Origin of the sequence: Anaerocolumna aminovalerica (assembly GCF_900115365.1) — a bacterium.
Taxonomy (GTDB): Bacteria; Bacillota; Clostridia; order Lachnospirales; family Lachnospiraceae; genus Anaerocolumna; species Anaerocolumna aminovalerica.
The window spans coordinates 15099-35579 of record NZ_FOWD01000042.1; the positions used below are offsets into that span (position 1 = coordinate 15099).

Genomic DNA, 20481 nt, shown 5'->3' on the forward strand with positions numbered 1-20481 from the left:
ATATGTAGAATGGGCTGGCCCTACATGCCAAGACCGCCATCAACTTGTATGGTCTGGCCGGTTATATAAGACGCCTTATCTGAAGCCAAAAATGCAACCGTTTCTGCAATATCTTCTACTTCTCCTAACCTTTTTAACGGAATTAATTCAGTTACTTTCTCTTTTAAATCATCCTTTAGCACAGCAGTCATATCAGTATTAATATAACCCGGTGCCACTGCATTAACTGTAATCCCTCTGGAACCTAATTCTTTAGCTAAGGATTTGGTTATACCAATAACCCCTGCTTTTGCAGCACAATAATTTGCCTGGCCGGGATTACCAACTACACCGGATATGGAAGATATATTGATGATTCTGCCTTCCTTTTGTTTTAACATTATACGGGAAGCTTGTTTTAAACAGTTGAATACCCCTTTTAAATTGGTATTAATAACAGCATCAAACTCTTCTTCAGACATTTTTAATATCAGATTATCCTTTGTGATTCCTGCATTATTTACTAAGATATCAATTCTTTCATATTCTTTTGTAATATCAGAAAACATTGTTTTTACTGCCTCGAAATCAGCTACGTCCGCCTGATACGCTATAGCAGTACCACCATTTTCTTTAATTTGATTAACTATTTCTTCTGCTTTCTCTTTTGAGCCGCAGTAATTTATAATAACAATAGCACCATATCCGGCAAGGGTAAGAGCAATGGCTCTTCCAATTCCTCTGCTGGCACCGGTTACCAAAGCAACTTTATTCTTTAACATAATGGCACCTCCTGTAACTTTTCTAAATCTCCTGTTTTTTCAATATTAATAACCTTACATGTTTTATCTATTTTTCTTACAAAACCAGTCAAGGTTTTTCCCGGACCAATTTCAATAAAGGTATCTACTCCATCTGCAATCATCTTTTCAACACTTTGCTGCCATTTTACAGATGAATAGACCTGTTTGCCTAAAAGATCACGTATATTCTTATTATCCTTTATATATTCTGCATTTACATTTGCAACATAAGGTATATCCGGATTATGAATGGTAATTTCCCTTAATATTTCATTTAACTGCTCTCCGGCTTTTTTTAACATAGGAGAATGGAAAGGTCCGCTTACATTAAGAGGCAGTACCCGTTTAGCACCCTTTTCCTTTAATGTCTCACTTGCCCTTTCTACTGCTTCTTTTTCTCCTGAAATTACTATTTGACCGGGGCAGTTATAATTTGCAACAATTACAATTCCTTCCGTCTCATCACATACCTTTTCAATAGTTCCATTATCTAAACCAAGAACTGCTGCCATACTGCCAACTCCAGGCCTTACAGCATCCTGCATTAATTTGCCCCGTTGATGGACAACTTTAATTCCTTCTTCAAAAGTCATAACGCCGCTTGCAATCATAGCAGGGTATTCCCCCAGGCTTAATCCGGCGCAAACATCGGGTTTTATACCTGATTTATTTACTTGCAGCAGCATAGCCATACAGGTGGTTACCATTGCAATCTGTGTGTATTCCGTTATATTAAGGTTTTCATTATCCTCAAAACAAAGAGCCGGCAAGTCCACTCCTAATATACCGGAAGCTTTTTCATATATTTCCCTGGAGTCTTGAAAGTTTTCGTAAAAATCTTTACCCATGCCAGCATATTGTGCCCCTTGACCAGGGAATACAAATGCGATTTTTCCCATACTTAATTCTCCCTCATAGATATTTTTATATAATACACCCATTGTATTCTCTACTTCATGATTAATCTATTTTTAGTAGTTTTTCTGCCTCTTCTATAATTTCACTAATAATTTCTTTACAGGACTGTTCTTTGGATACCAATCCGGCAATTTGTCCTGCCATAACAGAACCGTTATTAATGTCACCTTCAACAACCGCTTTCCTTAAAGAACCAAGGGTTAAAAGTTCTAATTCTTCAAAGCTTTTTCCCTCTTGTTCTAATCTGGTATATTGTCTAGTCATCTGGTTTCTTATGGAACGAACCGGATGGCCTGTTGATCTGCCGGTTACCGTTGAATCAATATCTCTGGAGTCAATAAGACGTTTTTTATAATTAGGATGGACAATGGATTCATGAGAAACCACAAATCTGGTTCCAATTTGTCCGGCCTCCGCACCCAGCATAAATACAGCTGCAAGACCTCTTCCATCACCAATTCCACCAGCTGCAATAACTGGAATGTTTATAGCATCCACGATTTGGGGAATTAAAGCCATAGTGGTTAATTCTCCAATATGTCCCCCTGCTTCACAGCCTTCCGCCACCACAGCGTCTGCTCCATGCTTTTCCATTCTTTTTGCTAAAGCAACAGAAGCTACTACAGGAATCACTTTGATTCCTGCTTCTTTCCACATAGGAATGTATTTTTCAGGATTTCCTGCACCAGTTGTAACTACGGATACTTTTTCTTCTACCACTAAGTCCGCAATTTCAGAGGCATAAGGGCTAAGAAGCATAATATTTACGCCAAAAGGCTTATCTGTTAATGTTTTAGCTTTTCTAATTTCTTCCCTTACCACTTCCACAGGTGCACTGCCTGCTGCAATAATACCTAAACCCCCTCCATTGGATACACCGGCAGCCAAATGATGTTCAGCAACCCATGCCATACCCCCTTGAATAATCGGGTATTTAATGTTTAATAATTCACTAATACGTGTCTTCATCTTTACCCCCATTGCATTTCACATCTGTTTATGATGTAATGCTGCCTCATAATTACTCTACTCCTTTTTCTTTTAAGTAATTAACTACTTCTTCCACTGTATTAATACAAGCCAAATCTTCAGATGGAATTTCGATATCATATTCCTCTTCCAATGCCATTACCAATTCAAATAAATCTAAGGAATCCGCTCCTAAATCATCTTTAAAAGAGGATGAAAGTGTAATTGTACTTTCCTCCACGTTTAATTGTTGTGCTATAATTGATTTAATTTTTTCTAACATCTTCTTTTCTCCTTTAATATTATTTTAATAGATTACTTGTATACTCTTTTTCAATAACTTGATGCCACTTTTGTGACGCTTTATTAGTATGATTATTATGCTTAAAATTACTACAAATGTGGCTGCAATTCCTGAAAGGACCTTTGTTAAATTTCGAATATTCTTTTTAAATATTCCGATACTTAATCCACGTGTATCTGGATCATAAGTTTCCTTATCCTCATTTTCTATGTTATCATCATCTTCACTGTAATAATTACTCTTTCCGTTATCTGTTATATGCTTACTACTATGTTCAACTATGTCATTACCATAGATGTTTTCTCCTTCTTCCTTATTATTATCTGATTCCGTTTTATCCTGTTCTATAAGTTTTTCACATTCATTTTTATTGGAATATTTTTGTAAGAAAGAGCTGCCATATTGTTGTTTTGCTATCTTTTTTAATAATTTACCAAGAAAAGAAAGAATGCCTTTTTTCATATCTTTTTCCATGTAATTATCCTGTAATAATTCAGGATCTAATTGACCAATCATATTAATTAATAATACTTCGTTCATGTAACCTCCATTCCGGCTCTTAAGCGCCTTTTAAAGCAGCTAATATCTTTCTTTTTCAAATTCCTTTTTCATCTTTGTTCTTAATCTTGATAATCGGCTATCCACCGCGGTAACTGTCATTTTTGTGGCTTTTGCAATATCCTTTGAGGATTGTAAATAAAAATATTTACGTATCACCAACTCTTTATCCGTTTCTTTTAGATGACTAATTACGTTACTCAATTGTTTCACATTTTCCTTACTAAATACCTTCCCCTCAACATTTTGACTATTATCAATATAATATTTTGCAATCTCAGAAATATCGTCAGGGAATTCACTTTCCTCTCTTCTGCTTAGATCACGAAGCTTATTAATGGCTGTATTACGTAAGATCACTTTCAGGTATGTCTTTAACGAAGCCCTTTCCATGTCATATCGATCTATATGATTCCAGATTTTTAGATAGGTATCATTAACACATTCTTCAATATCTCTTGAACGACTACCAAGTATACTTTTTGCTATATGTATTAACAATTTTTCATACTTGTCAGCTAGTTTAGATAAACCCAATTCATCCTTTTCATAAATTAAGTCTATAATGGCCTCATCCTTCAAGTTTAAGCCTCCTTCCTAAGCACTTAATTACTTATACACGTAATTTTAGATTTTCTTGCAAAAAATCTAAAAAATAATTTGAAATTCAAAGTATATTTTATTTTAATGATTTTATAGCTTTATTACAAGAATTTAAATATATATTTTGTGGTAATTTTTTAAAATTTTTCCATCTTCATTTTTTACTATTATGTACTTATGTGTGGGTTCAAGTCAATATCTTTTTATGTCTTTCTATGTAATAGCCATGTCTTCATATCTTTAAACAGCCGCAAATAAGGGTAAAATAAACAAAAAGGCTGCAGCAAAATTATCATTCTAAAATCAAGTATAGCAGAATTATTTATTTGAATCTCTCCATGAAAGTGAGATTCACACCTATAATTCAACTATGCTGAATTTGTAATCAGAATGGCAGTTTTGTAACAGCCTTTATATTTATTCTTACTTTCCATTTTTCTTAAATCAATTTTTAGACTTCTCTAAATCAAATTCACTACTGAGATGTTATTCTTTTAATAGGCCGCCCTTCGTATAATTATTGCTTCCATTCCATAATATCCATTCTTCGTACCCTGCATCATTAACCGCTTTAATCTGTGCTTTGATTTCCTCCGGCCCATAGGATTTATGATGGGTCAACCAGACGGCAGTAAAATCTTGAAGCCATGAACGAACAATTGCTTTCTGATTGCCTTCTTTAATCTGTTTCAATTGTTCCTCTGACTTTTTCAGTGCCTGTAATATCAGATTATAAGGCTCTAAATCCGGATGTTTAATTCCATATGCCCCATCTGCATAGTGTGAAGGGTAAATCATAGGGCAAATATAATCTAAATATTTAGACATCTGTATATAGTCTTGTCCAACTATATTCGCATCCACTTCGCTGTCTATAATTGCTCCATAAACATCGGCGGAAACATAAACACCTTGAGGTTTTAACCTTTCTGACGCATATTTTGTAAATTCATTGATTGCATCAATTTTTGTTTTGTCTTTGGCCTCTTCACCAAAATCCACTTGTTTCATACCTGAGTCTGTGGAAAAACGAATATAGTCAAATTGAATCTCGTCAAATCCTAATTTAACGGCTTCCCCAGCCACTGCAATAAGGTAATCCCAAACTTCTTTCTTATATGGATTTACCCAGCTAAGTCCATCTTTATCTTTAAAAATGGAACCATCTTTCTTTTTTAGACTAAGCTCCGGTTTGCCTTTTGCCAGAATGGGATCTTTAAAAGCAACAATTCTAGCTATTAAATAAATATCCTTTGCCTTTAGGTCCTTAATTAATCCTTCTATATCTCTGATATAATTAATAGTAGCATCAATCTCTTGGGCAATGTTTAAGTCCATGTTATACGTAATCTCACCGCTGTCATTTTTAATGTCAATTACCATTGCATTCAGTTCCGTTGTATCAACTAACTCTATTAATTCCTTCATATAAGTTTCGTTACCTGCTCTTGGTCCGGAAACATAGATCCCCTTTACTTTTACAGGGCTTCTGTTATCTATAAAGTTTGGCATAAAAGGCTCTTCCTGTAATCCATCTTCTCTTTTCCCAATAGCTAAGGTATCCTCTGCTTCTCCTTCGTCTGAGGTTTCATTCCCATTGGTATTACCGGAAGTGCTATCTTTCGCATTACCAGCAGTGTCACCTGCCTGGGGGCTATTTTGCGTGGTTTTTTCAGAACCTTCCGCATCTTCATCCACCTTTGCGGTATCTATATTATTTTCCTGCCCCTCTTGATTTATTTCTGCATTTAATTTTTCATTCCCTTTTCCAAACAAATTCTGATTGGAGTCCGATAATATATGATTAGCTATATAGAATGCCAAAAACCCAAGACCAATTGCAATAATCAAAATTATAAGAACATAAAGAAAACCTGGTTTTCTGCCTCTCCTTCCATATCCTCGTCTTCCTTTTCTTCTGTTTTTTCCACTATAGGGATTATTAAAATTCAGGTACATATCTTTTTTTCTCATTCTCGTCTCCTATTTGCTATTCCTTTTGTGTCATCTCCTATTATAAAATTATTTTCGTTACGAGTATTCACTATGTAGATAAAATAGGATATGTTGCTAAATATTATGGTTGATTTATAATATAATCATTCAATTATTTTTAATAATTCGTATAAATGAATCAAGGGTATTTTCTGATGAAATTTAGTATAACATAATTTTATACTTAGTTCTACCTCTAATTAGATATTACTTACAATAATGAATACAGAATTCACAGATATCTGGTAATAATAGAGAAAAAAGCTTGGGTAATCCATAATTCTTAAAGTACAAAATCAGCTATGCCGAATTATATCAGAAGAATCTTGTACTTTAATAAAATACTTCCTTTATAGTTCAACATAGCTGAATTTATACTCAAAAGATAGTTTTGCTACTATCTGCTGTTTATATTCTTATTGGTTTGCACCACAACATTTTTTATATTTTTTACCGCTGCCGCATGGACATGGGTCATTTCTTCCGACTTTCTTTTCTTTTATTACAGTACCGGACAGTTTTGAATTACGGTATAAATCTTTTCTCTTTTCTTCTGACAGAAGGTTGTCCCAAGCTGGTAATTCATATAGCCAATCTGCTTTTGCTCCTACCATATTAAAGTATAATTTTTCAAGATCAAAGCCTAAATTTACTTTTGTAGCAGCCTCCATTTCCTCAATTGGGTTTGGATTTTTTAAACTATCATTAATACCGTCAAGGAATCCTACCATAATAGATAAATCAGTGTTATATTTTGCAGCTAATTCTTCAACAGTTCCTTCTACTACAGTATTAGGCTCTGCTAGAAGCTGTTCATAGATACCTTTCTCAATGTTAAAATAATTAGCCCAAAATAGTTGATCTTCCCTTGGTGTTTTTTCTTGTTCGTAAGCAACTGCTCTCCACTCTTGTAATAAGCTCATTTTGTTCATCCTTTCTGTTTATCTCTTTCGTCAAAGCAGACATACCCATCTGCTAAATTTTTAATTTTCATTGGATAAAATGTTTCACATTTTAATAACTTAACATGGGTTGAAAGCTATGTCAAGTAGTTCGTTATTTTTAAAAATTAAGCAAAAAACTCATTTAATTGAATAATTTACAATTTTCATTATAATCAATGTATAAAAAACTGATAGCCGTATCATACTATAGTTAATCTAATTCAAATAATTAGATTACACAAGATGCGTAATCTTATTCAATAATTGGATCCCCCCTCCAATTATGATCGTTCAACAAATGAAAAACTTTGTTAAACGATTGCGCAACCAACACCAAAGAAAAGTTAAATACTTATCCTCCCCTTTTTAGTGAAACCCCCGTTACAATGGCGTAACGGGGGTTTTGCTTTTCATGGCACAGGGATTTTTTTATCTACCTATCAATTATTAAGTAGCTTGAACTCGTTTTTATAGAAATCAATTAAACCGTCGCGTTTCATCCATGCAAGCTCTCTGGATAGGGCACTACGGTCTACATCCAAATATTCGGCCAGGGCTTCTCTATCAAAGGGAATTGAAAAAGTTTGCGCTCCAACCTCACTACTAACTCTTATTAAATAAGTTAATACCTTGTCGCGGATAGTAGGCATAATCAGACAATCATTACGATCATGTAGTTCTAATGCTCGTTCTGCAATACTATCAAAAAGATTGCCGAGTAATTGTTCGTGTACCATACAAAGCTTTGTACAGCGGCTCAATATATTTTTGACGGGAATAAAAAGAACTGCAAGGGGCTCTAATGCCTGTACTGACATAGGACACTTTCGTCCACGACTAACTGCTGTTAAAACAGCGGTGTATCCTCCCGGATAATGAAGAGATACAATAATTTGTTTTCCCGCAATATTCAATTTGGTGCTTTGGGCGATACCGTGCAATATGATACCTATATCATTTACAAAATCACCCTCACGGACAATCATTTCATCCTTTGCATATTCTTTCCGTGTGGCAGATAAACATTTAAGTATTTTTTTAATATCATTCGGTGCAATCTCCGAAAACAAACTGGATTGGCATAAAGAATCTAAGTCGTTCATAAACTTTTCCTCGTTGCACGTGCAACATACTTTTTCTTTCTATCATACTATGCTTATAATGAATATACAAGAGGTTTAAACATTCCCAATAATCAGAATGGAGGATAGCAATGCAAGAGAAAGATAATGCAATAAAAGCGAGAAATTGTCTTTTGGCACTAAAGATAATTAAAAATCTGCAAAGCAGAAAATTTGAAGCCTATTACTATGATAATGCCACCGAAGCTGTCGAAAAAGCATTATCTCTTATTCCCGAACAATCATCAGTGTCGTGGGGAGGTTCCGTCACACTTGAAGAAATTGGATTGCTTGACAGGATATATCAAGGCAAATATACAATCATTGACCGTGATAAAGCGCAAACAATGGATGAACGATATGACCTTATGCGTCAATCACTTTTGTGTGATACCTATTTGACAAGTTTCAACGCAATCAGTGAGGATGGCATATTAGTCAATGTGGATAGTGTTGGAAATCGAACTGCGGCAATTACTTTTGGCCCGAAGAGCGTTATCGCTATTGTTGGGATGAATAAGATATGCAAAACCGCCGAGGATGCAGTAGTTAGGGCAAGAACATATGCCGCTCCCATCAATGTGCAACGCTGCTCTTCCAGCCCATTTTTACATCCGCCTACAAAGACCCCTTGTGTTATCAATGGTGCTTGTGGGGATTGCAAAGCAGAGGACTGCCTTTGTTCTTATATTGTCCAGACAAGAATGTGTAAAACTGCCGGAAGAATAAAGATTATTCTTGTTGGTGAATCTTTGGGACTATAAGTTTCATTCTTCAGTCATTATTATGATGCATTTTAATTGTACTTTAACTTTACATTTACCTTAAACCATTCCTTTTTAGCAATAGCCTGCCACGCAGAGCGAACTTGCTAACTACAGTTTGTTTTACATATTTCAAATTCTACCTTTGCTATAAACACATCATCATCTATTTTTACGCTAAAATGTCCGCTACAGGCTTCGGTATAGGTTTTGGCAATGGCTAGTCCCAAACCATTGCCACTTGTTGTCCGTGCTTTATCTGCTCTTGTAAAACGATCTACAATCTCACTTTCCAAAAAATTCATTTCATAATTTGCAACATTCTTAATTGTTAAATTAATATGACTAGCATGAACAAACGTTGCAATTATAATTCTGGACCCCGATAGAGAATATTTAATTGCATTTTCAATCAAATTCTGACAAACACGATACATAGAGGCACTATCTGCTATGAAATCAGTAGCATCTTCTGTCAGGGAAAGCTTTATTATTTTATCATTGCTTTTTATTATATGATCCATATCCGCTATAATTTGTATTACCAACCGATTCATATTAATCGTTTCCATATGTAAGTCCATATTTCCGCTTGCTGTTTTGGCCAAATCGAATAAGCTCTGAATCATTTCGTTTAATTTCTCTGCTTTGTCTGCGATACCCGTCACATAATCTTTCATAACTTCAGAGAGTTCTTCCTTCTTTATCAGATCAATATATCCAATCATTGATGTCAAAGGTGTTTTTAAATCATGTGAAACATTAGTAATAAGCTCTATTTTCATCTTTTCGTCCCGCAATTGATCTTCCATCGCCTGTGACGTGATACTGCCCAAATTCACAAGAATCTCCCCATAGTTAAAGAACGATTCCTTCTCACTAAAAGGATTACTGATATGCCAATTACCATCTGCGATTAATTCCAGCATCATCTCAAGCTTTTTAATCTGTCGTTTTTCGGGACTATAATAAATTATTATATGATAACAAACTATAATTTCATAACATACAGGGATTACCAAATAAATAAACCATAAAATATAAGTAAGATGGTCATATGTAATCAGGTCCTGCGCAAATGTATAACCTCCGCTCCTCTTACATAAATTTAAGATTAACAAACTTAACAGATAATAAGGAATTAGCGGAATATGAAGTTTACAGATTCTTTTTTTTAAAATTTCATCATTTTCTAATGTTTTATTTGGTTGTTGTGCGTTCCACTTAATGAAGATTTTATTAACTCCAATAATAAAAATCCCGATAAGGCTAATAAACATTAATACAAAGGCTCCTGAATTGTACCTATAATAAACAGCTTTTTGGATTAATGTTGTTAATGCTATAAAAAATATTATCCCACATATTACAAAAACTGTTGTTTCAATTTTTGATTTTTTCAATTTTATATCCAATTCCCCACACCACCTTTAAATATCTTGGATTTTTTGTATTTACTTCTATTTTCTCTCTAATTCTTCTGATATGTACCATAACTGTATTTTCTACAGCAAAGCAATTTTTATCATCCCATACTTTTTCATATATCTCCTCAGCTGAGAATACTCTTCCTACATTACGAATAAGAAGCTCCATAATATGGTATTCTTTCGCTGTAAGCCTTACCTCTGTTCCATTTACAATAACCGTTTTCGAGGATATATCCAACACCAAATCACCATTGATGATTTTATTCTCAGTATTTTGAGGTCTTCCTTCATTCCAGACCAGATAGCGCCGTAATTGTGCTTGTACTCTTGCCATCAATTCCGCTGTATTAAATGGTTTCGTAATATAATCATCCGCCCCCATAATCAGGCCGGATACCTTATCACTTTCCTCCGTCTTTGCTGATAAAATGATGATTGGTATTTTTTTATGTTCACGAATTTTCATCATTGCTGTTAAACCATTCATCCTTGGCATCATAACATCAAGAAGGATTAAATCAATAGGATTATCCTTTATGATTTCCAGCGCCTCCATACCATCATAAGCTTTTTCAACCTCATAACCCTCAAATTCCAATAATTTTGATAATGTATAAATTATCTCCTTATTATCGTCTACTAAAAGTATTTTCTGTTTATCCATTACATTCTTTACGCCATTCCTTCCATTGATTAATCACCGGTGTAATTACAACTCAAATTAATATTTTTTAAGCTGGCTTTATTATAAATTAAAACAATTTCACTAAAGTCAACATTATTCTTACAAATTTCTTAACTATGTGTTTTAGTTCCCCTAAATACTGATGCATTAAGATACAGCCCGATACTACCATAATTTCCTGATGTTTCAACTGAATATGACCAATACGTAACTTATATATCGCTAGATGGCTCAATATGAATTCCAACCTCCCTATATTCCCTTTTGAAACACCATATAGCACAGGATGGCGCCTCATGAACCTTCAAATGCTCGCCCTCCCCTTTTAAGCAACCCCCATGACAAAGGCGTCATGGGGGTTGTGTTTTTTCTAAAACCCTTATAAATATAATTCCAAGCTCAGCCACAGAGCGGGACGAACTCCACCGCTGTTATCGCCTGTTAAAGGGTGAATCGTGTTGCTGCTGTAGCGGAAGGTGCCGTTTCCTTGAATGCCTATATTGCCGTCGCCGTGGATATATACGGCTCTTCTATTGTCACGCCCGGGCGACCGAAGCCACCACCACCATACATACCCATCGAATGTCGATCTTCGCTTGTTGTTGTTCTCGTCTTTCCTTTGAAACCAGTATCGTTGTTTGGCGCTGCGATTTTCAAGGTTTTTACTGCTGTCACCGAAATATTTGCACACTACTTCTTCAATGCTTAGAAGAAATATGTAATCCCGAGTATCTTCTCCGCCTCTTGAACCGTACCACTGATTGTCGTGGTTTTTGTTCAATACCGGAATGATTTTTGACTGTTCGGCGGCGGTGAATTTGTTATAAAACTCACCGTTAAGATATTTTCTTAGCGAGCAGTCAGCCCATGTCACATCACCAGCGCAATTATTATAGGGTTGTTGTTCGATCATATATTCAGTTATAATCAAGGCCGCATTGCCTTGTATATCAAGAATGCGCCAATGATAACCGCCAAATGGCACGATTGAGCCGATATTAAACTCCCTCATTCTCTTTCTCCTCGTATAATATAAATTTTCTGTAGTTCTGTTTTACTCTACTGTTCCCGTTTTGATTCGTATTGGTATGATTCAAAATCGAATATCTGATTTTTAAACACTATAGCTTTACATTTACCTCTGGTCATGTTATAGTAAAAATAAGAAAAGGAGTAACCGACCACAAAGTGGTTAGCCTCCTAATTACAGTTTAGTAACTGCCCTTAGGTGTCCGGTAAGACAAGGGGCAGTTATTTTTTATGCTTATTATTCCTATTGTTTAAATAGGTAAGCAGCGCTATGATTACTAATACAAAAGTAAATAAATATGTAACATAATTCATTAATTCAGCATAGCTGAATTTCACCACACTCCCTTCCGGGAGGATAACACACCTTGTCTCGATTACTCCTATATTATTTTACTATATAATCCCTGTGGCTACAATCGAATAAGATATTAATTTCAGCTGTTTCTACAATGTTATTTCCTCGTCTATATACAACTTTATATGCAACTTAGTTATCACCAGAAGCAAGATGAATTTGTAATCCCGCATATCCCCTCTCCGGGCATCATATAACACAAGATGAAACCTCATGAAATCTCAACTGCAAATCCTCACCTTTTTAGCAACATCCTGCTACAAGGACGTGGCGGGCTGTTTGCTTTTGAGATGATTGAAAAGAATAAATTATAACATAGAAAATACGAGTTAGTTTATCTGAACCGCTAATTCTTCCATTCTTTTTTCAGAGGTATAATACTTACCATTATGATAAATTGACAATCCATATGTTATATCATCAAGTAACCATGCGACAGAAGCTTTATACTCAATCCAACCTGCAGGAACTTCTTTCTGCCCTCCTAGATAATAATCCATTGCCTGCTTTTGATATTCATTTAATCCTGATGAATCTTTCGTACTGTAATAATCATTTTCAGCATCTTCAATAGCGGTTTTAACTTCATATTCAATATTAACAGTCTCCTTTTCCTCATTAGCAGCTGATAGTGTAAAACATGTTATATCCGTTTTTTTATCCAACTGTCTGGTATATTTGATACCATCACATACAGCCATAAGCAACTCTTCATTTACATATTTATTGTATATATCCTCATTATCTTTTATTATGCTAAGCTGTTTCATTATTGCAGTTGATTGTTCAACTGCAATATCAGTTGTTGCACTGTTTTGTGTAAATGCTATGATTGAAGATGCGCACACCATTTGACGTGCATATGTAATGTCTTTTTCGCTTGATGTTCTAGCAGGATATTTATATTCAAGGTAAAGAAAATCAGCATTTTGATTCATAATACCGGTTAAAACCTCTTGATTTGGGAATTCATATTCAAATGTATTATATTTATCCCCCTTCTTAATGTTAATATCTCTAATCTGATATCCTTTATTATCTGCTATCGCTTCATTAAATCTTTTTATGAATTCATCTATATCTATTCCTACGGGATAATACACTTTCATATTATCAGCTACGTTATTCGATTCAATAACTTCATCATTTTGATATGTTTTCTCTTCTTTAGTTATACTTGGCTGCGGACTAACTTCAGGTGTTGGTGTTACCTTTGAGTAATTTTTATTGGTAATTTCATCTTGCTGTACTACCGTTTCTTGCATCGGACTATTTCCGTTATCTAATTTTTTCCCACAACTTATTAATGCCAGCATACACAATAATAGACATATTAAATATAAAAATCTTCTCATCATGTTTATCCTCTCTAATTTTAGATGTAATTATATAATAATCCACGCCCTCAATCCCAAAGGCCGCCATTACTTACATTATATTATTAACAACCATTTCCATAACCAGGTAAATCCTATCATATTATTTGAACAACCTGTGGTTAATGATAATAAAGATATAAGTGATATATACTTTCTCTTACTCATGCCATGTGTTTCCCCTATACATATAGTTTTTAATATTTTCAATTGTTAATTTGTGCTCATATCAATGTTTTAGTTTTGGTATTTGTTTCATGACATTAACCACAAAACTAATTAGAGTAAGAAAACCATTCTATTAATATAAAAATATTATTCTAATTACCATGTTCTGTCAAGTATTTAGGCGATATATAGCGAGCTAAAACCATGGATATCGTTATTTTCCTTCATCATACCTTCATAAAAAAGAAAAACAGCTTTTCCATTTGATAAAGAAATGGAGAAAGCTGTATGTTATGCTTACTATATCATAACAGTATGTAATTTACAAGCTTATTATACAGCAAGCCTACCATATAATAACTAATGTAATAACAGAGAATCTTATCCTAGTCATAAGGTATTCAAAATAACCACTTTACAGTATAGATATATTATTGAAACTTCGCATTTCAAAAATATCCAGATAGAATCGCATTTCATACATCAATGTTAATCTTCTAGATCCAGAAAGGTATATGGAGGATTTTTTTATCCATATGAGTTGGCATTTAATTTATATGTAAGTTTATCTCATTTTACTTTAAAATAAATATGTCTAAGAAAGTATTTTAATATATTTAATAATGAAATTAAAATTTTTAATATAATAATTAATATTATTAATTTTATTATTGACATATTTAATTTAAAGTTATATATTGTTATTAATAATACATCAGGATGGTGAAAACAATGAAATACAAAGCTCCAGGTAAATGTCCCGTATGCGGTGAAAAACTTTCCATAACCAAGCTGGGCTGTCCCAAGTGCTCCACATCTATTGAAGGAGATTTCCAGCCTTGTGAATTCTGCCGTCTTCCAGAAGAAGATCTTGAGTTTGTCAAGGTATTCATAAAATCCCGGGGTAATATTAAGGATGTTGAGAAAGAACTGGGCATCTCTTATCCCACAGTTCGCGGTAAACTGGATTCGGTGATAAGAAGTCTTGGATATGAAGTATCATCAAAAGAATTCATTAAGGAAAATGAAGATAAAACAGCTGCCAAGAATGAAATTCTTGACCAATTATCAAAGGGTGAAATTTCCCCGAAAGAAGCAACGGAACGGATTAAAAATTTATAATTAATAGGAGGTTCAGTCCATGAGTGAACAACAAAAAATATTAGAAATGATTGAAAAAGGGCAGATTACCGCTGCCGAAGGCATGGAACTTTTGGAAGCTCTGAATGTGACTAAGGAATCAGAAGCAATTCAGAAGGTTGAAAACGTAGCAGCCACAAGACGCAACTATAAGTTCCTTAAGGTCAAGGTTACATCTGATAACAATTCCGTTAATGTTAACGTAAATGTCCCGTTACGTCTGCTGACCACCATCGGTGAAATCGCTGACAAGATGACTACTATAGTTCCTGCTGATGCCAGAAGGGAGATGGAGGCGAAAGGTATCGATATTACCAGTATAGATTTTGCAAAAATTATTGAGGAGATCATAAACGGTACCTTGGATGATCCGAACATCGTTGATGTGGAGGCCTGGGATGAAAGCCATAAGGCAATGGTAAAGGTGAGAGTATATGTGGATTAAAGGCTTTCGTTTATTGTGGATCAAACTTGAGACCTCGAACAATAGGTTCATTAGTATTCCCTTTCCAATCCCCTTGTATATCTTTGAGGAATTATTAGACTGCTTTCTGGACTTACTGACTGTTGTATGTTTTTTTATAACGAAAGTACCTGAACCAAATTCATCCTCCCGAATCACCATCTATTCAATAAAAGCTCTTGTTATTATAGTCATGAAGCTGCTGGACTCTTTAACAGGAGATGAACCTTATGATCTTGTTGATATTACAACTGACAAAGCTAAAGTATTAATTAAGGTCAGGTAAAGAATGTCTATTGGAGGTAAAAATGACAAAATTGTTCATGAAATATATATCTATCATATTAACCATATATCTGCTGTCATTTGTAGTACACACCATTGAAATTGACAGTACCTCGGCACTTCTTATTATGGGATTGGTGCTGTTAGTGGTGAACCTTATATTAAAGCCGATTCTGCTATTGATTACATTACCGGTGAGCCTGCTGACATTAGGATTATTCAGCTTTATTGTAAATGCCTGGACGATCATGATTGCAGATCATTTCGTAACAGACATAAGCATGGGTGGGTTTCTTAATTCGCTGCTGGCCGCCTTTATCATCGTTATCTTTAATCGTTTGTTCAAGGATATGAATAAGGTATCAAGGTAATTAGTCGATATAGTTATATAAGAAAAGGAATGGCCGACTACCAAGTGGTTAGCTTTCTATCAAATTAACTGCCCCCAGAACCGGCTAAGTCAGGGGCAGTTGTTTTTTATGCTTATTATCCCATTATTTAAGATAGGTAAAGCCGTTCAAGATTGGTTATGCAGTCATTACCAATACAAAAGAAATAAATAGGTAAAATACCGGGTATCTCTGTGTTTCTTCTTACATTAAAAATTGTATTATTTATTACTCCAATGGCCTCAATAATGGAAACATAATAAGGTTCTTTATATTATCCTGCCCTGTGAGGACTTGAAGTACTCTGTCAACTCCCATACCCCAGCCTGAAATTGGAGGCATTCCATATTCCATTGCCGTGATATAGTCATTATCCATAAACATAGCTTCTTCATCACCACCAGCTTTTAATCTTGCCTGTTCCATTAACCTGTTTTTCTGTTCAATAGGATTAACCAATTCAGAATATGCATTAATAATCTCAGCACCATTAATAATTAATTGAAACCTGTCCACAACTTCCGGATTATCGTCATTTGCACGGGCAAGTGGAGATAATGAAGTTGGATGTTCTATTAAAAATGTTGGATCTATGATTGATGGCCGGCTGACTTTCTTATACAACAGGTCAATCAGATTACCTCTCCCAAGCATATGAATGTCTGTTTCAGACTCCAATTGGATTCCCATACGCTCTATTTCAGCAATCAACATTTCTGCTGTATCATACTGATTAATATCAATTCCGCAGTCACCATATATTAAGTCCCTAAATGTCACTATAGGCCATTCACCTGAGAAATCAATTTCCTTATCTCCGATTGTTATCTGGGCTTTACCAAATAATTTTGTAATGACATTAATAAGCATCTCCTGTAAAAACGCCATATTATCAAGGTAATTGTAATAAGCACAATACCCTTCAAGCATTGTAAAATCCTGGAGATGGCTTGCATCTATACCTTCATTTCGAAAACACCTGGCAAATTCAAATACCTTTGTAAAGCCCCCAATAATTGCTCTCTTAAGATATGTTTCCGGAGCTATACGTAAATACACATTCATATCCAAAGCATTATGATGTGATATAAATGGTCTGGCTAATGCTCCTGAGGGATGGTCAATCAGCACAGGCGTCTCTATTTCCATATATCCGTTATCCTCAAGAAATCTTCTGACTTCCTTAATAAAGTTAAATTTAAAAAGGAATCTATCTCTCGTTTCCTTGTTCATAATCAGATCCAAATATCTCTGGCGGAAGCAGCTGTCAATATTCGTTATTCCATGAAACTTCTCCGGAAGTGCTCGCAATGCTTTTCCCAGAAAATAAATTTTTGAAGCCCGTAAAGTTTTTTCTCCCGTTTGGGTTGTAAATATATCACCTTGGACTCCAATAAAATCTCCGATATCAAAGCTCTTTTTAAAAAATTCATATTCTTCTTCACCAACTGTATCCTTTTTAATTGCAATTTGTACTTTTCCATTCACGTCAAATATAGTTAAGAAAGATAACTTACCCATCTTCCGCATTAGTACAATACGGCCAGCTGCTCTCACTCCTGAGATACCATCCTCTAATGCTATGATATCTTTTAATTCATGGGTCTTTTCAAATCGCTCCGGATAAGGATTGGTACGCCCCCTTACAAACTCTAACTTGTTCATTCTTGATTCATCCAATGAATTTTCGATCATATAAAACCTCCTGTATAGTAGTTTACGGGCGGTTTTAAAACAAAAAAATCCCGCCCTTATTGAAAAGGACGGGTATTATCACCGTGTTACCACCTTTTTTCATCTGCATCTCACAATGCAGACCTCAGCAAGTACGGATAATTATACCGTTTGCTTAAATAAGACAACAAGTACGGATATTTATCGATACTCTTACGCTATAATGGGCGTTCCCATCGTAATCTCAGCCTTATGGCAGTCGGTACGCAGCTCCAAGTCTTTCTTCAATACCTTCCATCGTATCTCTTCACACCAACTGAGACTCTCTGTAACGCTTCTGATATCTACTTTCTCTCTTCATTGCCTTTGTTATTCAATAGAGAAATATTAGCACATGTGTATTATATTGTCAATCAATCATCTTACTTTCTCTTACTATTTATTATAACAAATTCTGGTATGTCTATGGAGATAAATGATTATTCTATAAAATCAATCCCCAAATACATATTCAAGCACAACATCAGTTCCGCTCTTATAATCTACTATTGTAGGCTGAATGGATATGTCGGGCAAAAATGTTCCAACACCATCGTTTTTATAACTGAAGTTCTTACTGAACTCAAAATACTTGGTGCTATAGCTTATTGGAATTTGAGAATTAGGCAGATTGATAGTTTTAACTTCTCCATAGCAATCCAGCGCACCACCTGTGGGTTCACCTATGGAAACAGCTTCCGGAGCCGACTCTTTTATTCTGTATATTGCAAACATACCCGATGAAAAGGTATTGCGCCCTACTAGTATGTAAACCTTTACATTAGTATTTTCTGCAATATAGCTCTTAAGACGCTTTGTAAATGGGTTAAGTATTTCAGAATTTCCACCGGAATTGTTTCTTAAATCAATAATAACTTTTTCTACAGCATTTTCCTCAATAGAATTAAACATTTTTTTATTAAAATCTGCGAATCTTTGGTTATCCCCATCGGCACAAACATTATATTCAAAATAGAGAGCTTTGTAATCAGATAAATATTCATAGTCATAGTATTTATTATATTTTCCAATAAGAACATCCTCTGTATTTTTGTTAACAAAATCAAGACTTTCACCGTATTCAAGTGCAGAAACGGTGAAATCCTTTACTTCACCATCTTTTTCTACTGTAAATACAGCCTCATTCTCATTCTGAAGGATACCCAGACCATACATATAGATGGGTGACTGCAGGTAGTTTGGAAGCATTGCCAATACCCAGCTCTCATTTTCATGGGATATTAAAGTTGTAAGTTGTTCAATCACAATGTTAATATCAACGCCATCTATTTTTAGTACCTGTGAAAAGATCATCTCTTCCAGACTTGTGTCAGCATTTACTACATAAATCTTTCCGTCAAATACCCAAAATTGAAGGGGATAGCTGTACCCATCCCAGATATTTATCGCTGTATGCGCATCCCCAATAGAAGCAACGATCTTATTAAGTTCTACAAAAACCTGTTCATTGTTGATCTGGTCTATTTTATCAATCAACTGGTCAGTCAAATCATTAAACTCTTCCTTCGTAATAATACTAAACAGATTTTTATGCCTCTTAGGAAGCTCTTGTTTAAAAAACAAAATATCCTTAGTCAAAAGAAGATTACGTTCTTCATTTGTATTATCATTTTTTAATACAACTTCTCGATTTGTTGATTTGCTCATGGTATTCTCTCCGTTGCCAGAGCATGCTGTAACAGAAAATAATAATACAACGATAACCAGTATTGTGACAATTTTTGTCCGCATTTAATCACTCCTTATTATTCTTGTTCTCCCTTGGTGTTAGACAAGTTTTGTTTTCTAGCCTAAGTGCAAGCATCAATTTCGTATATCCAATCTCTAATATACTAATATCCTCTCACTACCTTCTTAGTCAGAAATAAATTTCTTTAATATTACAGCGTAGCTAAAAGAGCTATTTTTACTACCTTTAACACCTCCTGTACACGATACTCCTTCGTTTATCTTACTATATAATTCATGCAGATTCAATAATAAATGGAATTATTTTCTTTTTATTTCTTTCCTGCTATTACCCCTCTATATGCAATTTTTCACAAATTATATCATAGGACCATAAAAATAAATTAGAATTTTCCATATACTACCTTTCAAGAAACCCTAGCAACACGTGTTGAAACCCTATGGACCCCCCAATGTCCCCCTGCCCTTAGTCAAGACCACCAGCTTAGCTGGTGGCTTGATTTGCCCCTATAAGGGGCTTTTACCTGCTTGCGTCTAAAGACGCACTGAATAGTTCGCCAGCCGCACTATTTTCTCGGGCAAACCCTAAAGGGCTTTATTTTTTGCCCTTTTGTACTGGCTCACCCGTAAACGGGTCTATATACTCTTTCAATGATATCTGGTCATATTGCAAATCTTCCTGTATTTGATTTTGTATATATTCTTGTATTTTCTTTGCATTTTTTCCTACTGTATCTACATAATATCCTCTGCACCAAAAATTTCTGTTTCCATATT

General features: G+C 34.8%; 21 protein-coding genes and 1 other annotated feature. Of the genes, 5 read left to right on the forward strand and 16 right to left on the reverse strand.

Going from position 1 to position 20481, the window contains the following annotated elements; translation table 11 throughout:
- Positions 1 to 20: 20 nt before the first annotated feature.
- From fabG to BM183_RS17315, 9 genes are all read right to left on the reverse strand, one after another.
- Positions 21 to 761, reverse strand: a complete 741-nt coding sequence (fabG, locus tag BM183_RS17275; RefSeq protein ID WP_091688324.1) for a 3-oxoacyl-[acyl-carrier-protein] reductase — start codon at positions 759 to 761, stop codon at positions 21 to 23.
- Positions 755 to 1681 carry an ACP S-malonyltransferase gene (gene fabD / locus BM183_RS17280; RefSeq protein ID WP_091688364.1) on the reverse strand — a complete coding sequence of 309 codons (927 nt, stop codon included), beginning with the start codon at positions 1679 to 1681 and terminating at the stop codon, positions 755 to 757. Before fabD ends, fabG begins: the two co-directional genes overlap by 7 nt.
- A 61-nt stretch (positions 1682 to 1742) precedes the next feature.
- Positions 1743 to 2669, reverse strand: coding sequence for an enoyl-[acyl-carrier-protein] reductase FabK (gene fabK / locus BM183_RS17285; protein WP_091688327.1), 927 nt, complete (start codon positions 2667 to 2669; stop codon positions 1743 to 1745).
- A gap of 52 nt (positions 2670 to 2721) precedes the next feature.
- Positions 2722 to 2952 (reverse strand): acyl carrier protein, encoded by a 231-nt coding sequence (acpP, locus tag BM183_RS17290; RefSeq protein WP_091688329.1) that lies wholly within the window; start codon positions 2950 to 2952, stop codon positions 2722 to 2724.
- 24 nt (positions 2953 to 2976) lie between these two features.
- Positions 2977 to 3513: a hypothetical protein gene (locus BM183_RS17295; protein WP_091688331.1), complete on the reverse strand. Its 537-nt coding sequence runs from the start codon at positions 3511 to 3513 to the stop codon at positions 2977 to 2979.
- A gap of 39 nt (positions 3514 to 3552) precedes the next feature.
- Positions 3553 to 4113 (reverse strand): RNA polymerase sigma factor, encoded by a 561-nt coding sequence (locus BM183_RS17300; protein WP_091688333.1) that lies wholly within the window; start codon positions 4111 to 4113, stop codon positions 3553 to 3555.
- A 507-nt stretch (positions 4114 to 4620) separates the two neighbouring features.
- Positions 4621 to 6108, reverse strand: a complete 1488-nt coding sequence (locus tag BM183_RS17305) for a putative glycoside hydrolase (RefSeq protein ID WP_242961040.1) — start codon at positions 6106 to 6108, stop codon at positions 4621 to 4623.
- A gap of 437 nt (positions 6109 to 6545) precedes the next feature.
- Complete coding sequence (locus BM183_RS17310) at positions 6546 to 7052, reverse strand: SEC-C metal-binding domain-containing protein (RefSeq protein WP_170848057.1); 507 nt, start codon at positions 7050 to 7052, stop codon at positions 6546 to 6548.
- Between the two features lie 461 nt (positions 7053 to 7513).
- Positions 7514 to 8176 (reverse strand): Crp/Fnr family transcriptional regulator, encoded by a 663-nt coding sequence (locus BM183_RS17315; protein WP_091688338.1) that lies wholly within the window; start codon positions 8174 to 8176, stop codon positions 7514 to 7516.
- A 110-nt stretch (positions 8177 to 8286) separates the two neighbouring features.
- On the opposite strand from BM183_RS17315, the gene BM183_RS17320 reads away from it, so the two are divergent.
- The gene (locus BM183_RS17320; protein WP_091688340.1) at positions 8287 to 8958 is read left to right on the forward strand and encodes a lactate utilization protein; all 672 of its coding nucleotides are present in this window, start codon (positions 8287 to 8289) and stop codon (positions 8956 to 8958) included.
- Between the two features lie 107 nt (positions 8959 to 9065).
- Here the strand turns inward: BM183_RS17320 and BM183_RS17325 are convergent, their stop codons facing one another.
- From BM183_RS17325 to BM183_RS17345, 4 genes are all read right to left on the reverse strand, one after another.
- On the reverse strand, positions 9066 to 10238 hold the full coding sequence (locus tag BM183_RS17325) for a sensor histidine kinase (protein ID WP_139221548.1): 1173 nt from the start codon (positions 10236 to 10238) through the stop codon (positions 9066 to 9068).
- Positions 10239 to 10341: 103 nt separating this feature from the next.
- The gene (locus BM183_RS17330; RefSeq protein ID WP_091688344.1) at positions 10342 to 11052 is read right to left on the reverse strand and encodes a response regulator transcription factor; all 711 of its coding nucleotides are present in this window, start codon (positions 11050 to 11052) and stop codon (positions 10342 to 10344) included.
- Between the two features lie 400 nt (positions 11053 to 11452).
- Entirely contained in the window at positions 11453 to 12085 is a 633-nt protein-coding gene (locus tag BM183_RS17340; protein WP_091688348.1) for a DUF6273 domain-containing protein, read from the reverse strand.
- Positions 12086 to 12789: 704 nt separating this feature from the next.
- Positions 12790 to 13818, reverse strand: coding sequence for a hypothetical protein (locus BM183_RS17345; RefSeq protein WP_091688350.1), 1029 nt, complete (start codon positions 13816 to 13818; stop codon positions 12790 to 12792).
- Between the two features lie 918 nt (positions 13819 to 14736).
- Here BM183_RS17345 and BM183_RS17350 point away from each other — a divergent pair.
- The 4 genes from BM183_RS17350 to BM183_RS17365 are packed head-to-tail and all read left to right on the forward strand — an operon-like array spanning position 14737 to position 16263.
- Positions 14737 to 15126 (forward strand): DUF2089 domain-containing protein, encoded by a 390-nt coding sequence (locus BM183_RS17350; RefSeq protein ID WP_091688352.1) that lies wholly within the window; start codon positions 14737 to 14739, stop codon positions 15124 to 15126.
- A gap of 19 nt (positions 15127 to 15145) precedes the next feature.
- On the forward strand, positions 15146 to 15589 hold the full coding sequence (locus BM183_RS17355; RefSeq protein WP_091688354.1) for an SHOCT-like domain-containing protein: 444 nt from the start codon (positions 15146 to 15148) through the stop codon (positions 15587 to 15589).
- Positions 15579 to 15893, forward strand: a complete 315-nt coding sequence (locus BM183_RS17360; protein ID WP_091688356.1) for a hypothetical protein — start codon at positions 15579 to 15581, stop codon at positions 15891 to 15893. Before BM183_RS17355 ends, BM183_RS17360 begins: the two co-directional genes overlap by 11 nt.
- A gap of 22 nt (positions 15894 to 15915) precedes the next feature.
- The gene (locus BM183_RS17365; protein ID WP_091688358.1) at positions 15916 to 16263 is read left to right on the forward strand and encodes a phage holin family protein; all 348 of its coding nucleotides are present in this window, start codon (positions 15916 to 15918) and stop codon (positions 16261 to 16263) included.
- Positions 16264 to 16509: 246 nt separating this feature from the next.
- Here the strand turns inward: BM183_RS17365 and lysS are convergent, their stop codons facing one another.
- The 3 genes from lysS to BM183_RS17380 all read right to left on the reverse strand — a co-directional run.
- Positions 16510 to 17976: a lysine--tRNA ligase gene (gene lysS, locus BM183_RS17370; protein ID WP_207650158.1), complete on the reverse strand. Its 1467-nt coding sequence runs from the start codon at positions 17974 to 17976 to the stop codon at positions 16510 to 16512.
- Positions 17977 to 18037: 61 nt separating this feature from the next.
- Positions 18038 to 18325 (reverse strand) — a binding site (T-box leader).
- 122 nt (positions 18326 to 18447) lie between these two features.
- Positions 18448 to 19746, reverse strand: coding sequence for a S41 family peptidase (locus tag BM183_RS17375; RefSeq protein WP_091688360.1), 1299 nt, complete (start codon positions 19744 to 19746; stop codon positions 18448 to 18450).
- A 553-nt stretch (positions 19747 to 20299) separates the two neighbouring features.
- Positions 20300 to 20481, reverse strand: a 182-nt coding sequence (locus BM183_RS17380; RefSeq protein ID WP_170848058.1) for a transposase, incomplete at its 5' end; no start/stop codon positions are given.

What these genes read in the sequence shown, in the direction of transcription:
- BM183_RS17355 (WP_091688354.1), top strand. Translation starts at nt 15,146, where the DNA reads ATGAGTGAACAACAAAAAATATTAGAAATGATTGAAAAAGGGCAGATT.
- BM183_RS17295 (WP_091688331.1), bottom strand. Translation starts at nt 3,513, where the DNA reads ATGAACGAAGTATTATTAATTAATATGATTGGTCAATTAGATCCTGAA.
- lysS (WP_207650158.1), bottom strand. Translation starts at nt 17,976, where the DNA reads ATGATCGAAAATTCATTGGATGAATCAAGAATGAACAAGTTAGAGTTT.
- BM183_RS17320 (WP_091688340.1), top strand. Translation starts at nt 8,287, where the DNA reads ATGCAAGAGAAAGATAATGCAATAAAAGCGAGAAATTGTCTTTTGGCA.
- BM183_RS17340 (WP_091688348.1), bottom strand. Translation starts at nt 12,085, where the DNA reads ATGAGGGAGTTTAATATCGGCTCAATCGTGCCATTTGGCGGTTATCAT.
- BM183_RS17345 (WP_091688350.1), bottom strand. Translation starts at nt 13,818, where the DNA reads ATGATGAGAAGATTTTTATATTTAATATGTCTATTATTGTGTATGCTG.
- BM183_RS17365 (WP_091688358.1), top strand. Translation starts at nt 15,916, where the DNA reads ATGACAAAATTGTTCATGAAATATATATCTATCATATTAACCATATAT.
- BM183_RS17360 (WP_091688356.1), top strand. Translation starts at nt 15,579, where the DNA reads ATGTGGATTAAAGGCTTTCGTTTATTGTGGATCAAACTTGAGACCTCG.
- BM183_RS17315 (WP_091688338.1), bottom strand. Translation starts at nt 8,176, where the DNA reads ATGAACGACTTAGATTCTTTATGCCAATCCAGTTTGTTTTCGGAGATT.
- BM183_RS17305 (WP_242961040.1), bottom strand. Translation starts at nt 6,108, where the DNA reads ATGAGAAAAAAAGATATGTACCTGAATTTTAATAATCCCTATAGTGGA.
- acpP (WP_091688329.1), bottom strand. Translation starts at nt 2,952, where the DNA reads ATGTTAGAAAAAATTAAATCAATTATAGCACAACAATTAAACGTGGAG.
- fabK (WP_091688327.1), bottom strand. Translation starts at nt 2,669, where the DNA reads ATGAAGACACGTATTAGTGAATTATTAAACATTAAATACCCGATTATT.
- fabG (WP_091688324.1), bottom strand. Translation starts at nt 761, where the DNA reads ATGTTAAAGAATAAAGTTGCTTTGGTAACCGGTGCCAGCAGAGGAATT.
- fabD (WP_091688364.1), bottom strand. Translation starts at nt 1,681, where the DNA reads ATGGGAAAAATCGCATTTGTATTCCCTGGTCAAGGGGCACAATATGCT.
- BM183_RS17350 (WP_091688352.1), top strand. Translation starts at nt 14,737, where the DNA reads ATGAAATACAAAGCTCCAGGTAAATGTCCCGTATGCGGTGAAAAACTT.
- BM183_RS17330 (WP_091688344.1), bottom strand. Translation starts at nt 11,052, where the DNA reads ATGGATAAACAGAAAATACTTTTAGTAGACGATAATAAGGAGATAATT.
- BM183_RS17325 (WP_139221548.1), bottom strand. Translation starts at nt 10,238, where the DNA reads ATGTTTATTAGCCTTATCGGGATTTTTATTATTGGAGTTAATAAAATC.
- BM183_RS17310 (WP_170848057.1), bottom strand. Translation starts at nt 7,052, where the DNA reads ATGAGCTTATTACAAGAGTGGAGAGCAGTTGCTTACGAACAAGAAAAA.
- BM183_RS17375 (WP_091688360.1), bottom strand. Translation starts at nt 19,746, where the DNA reads ATGCGGACAAAAATTGTCACAATACTGGTTATCGTTGTATTATTATTT.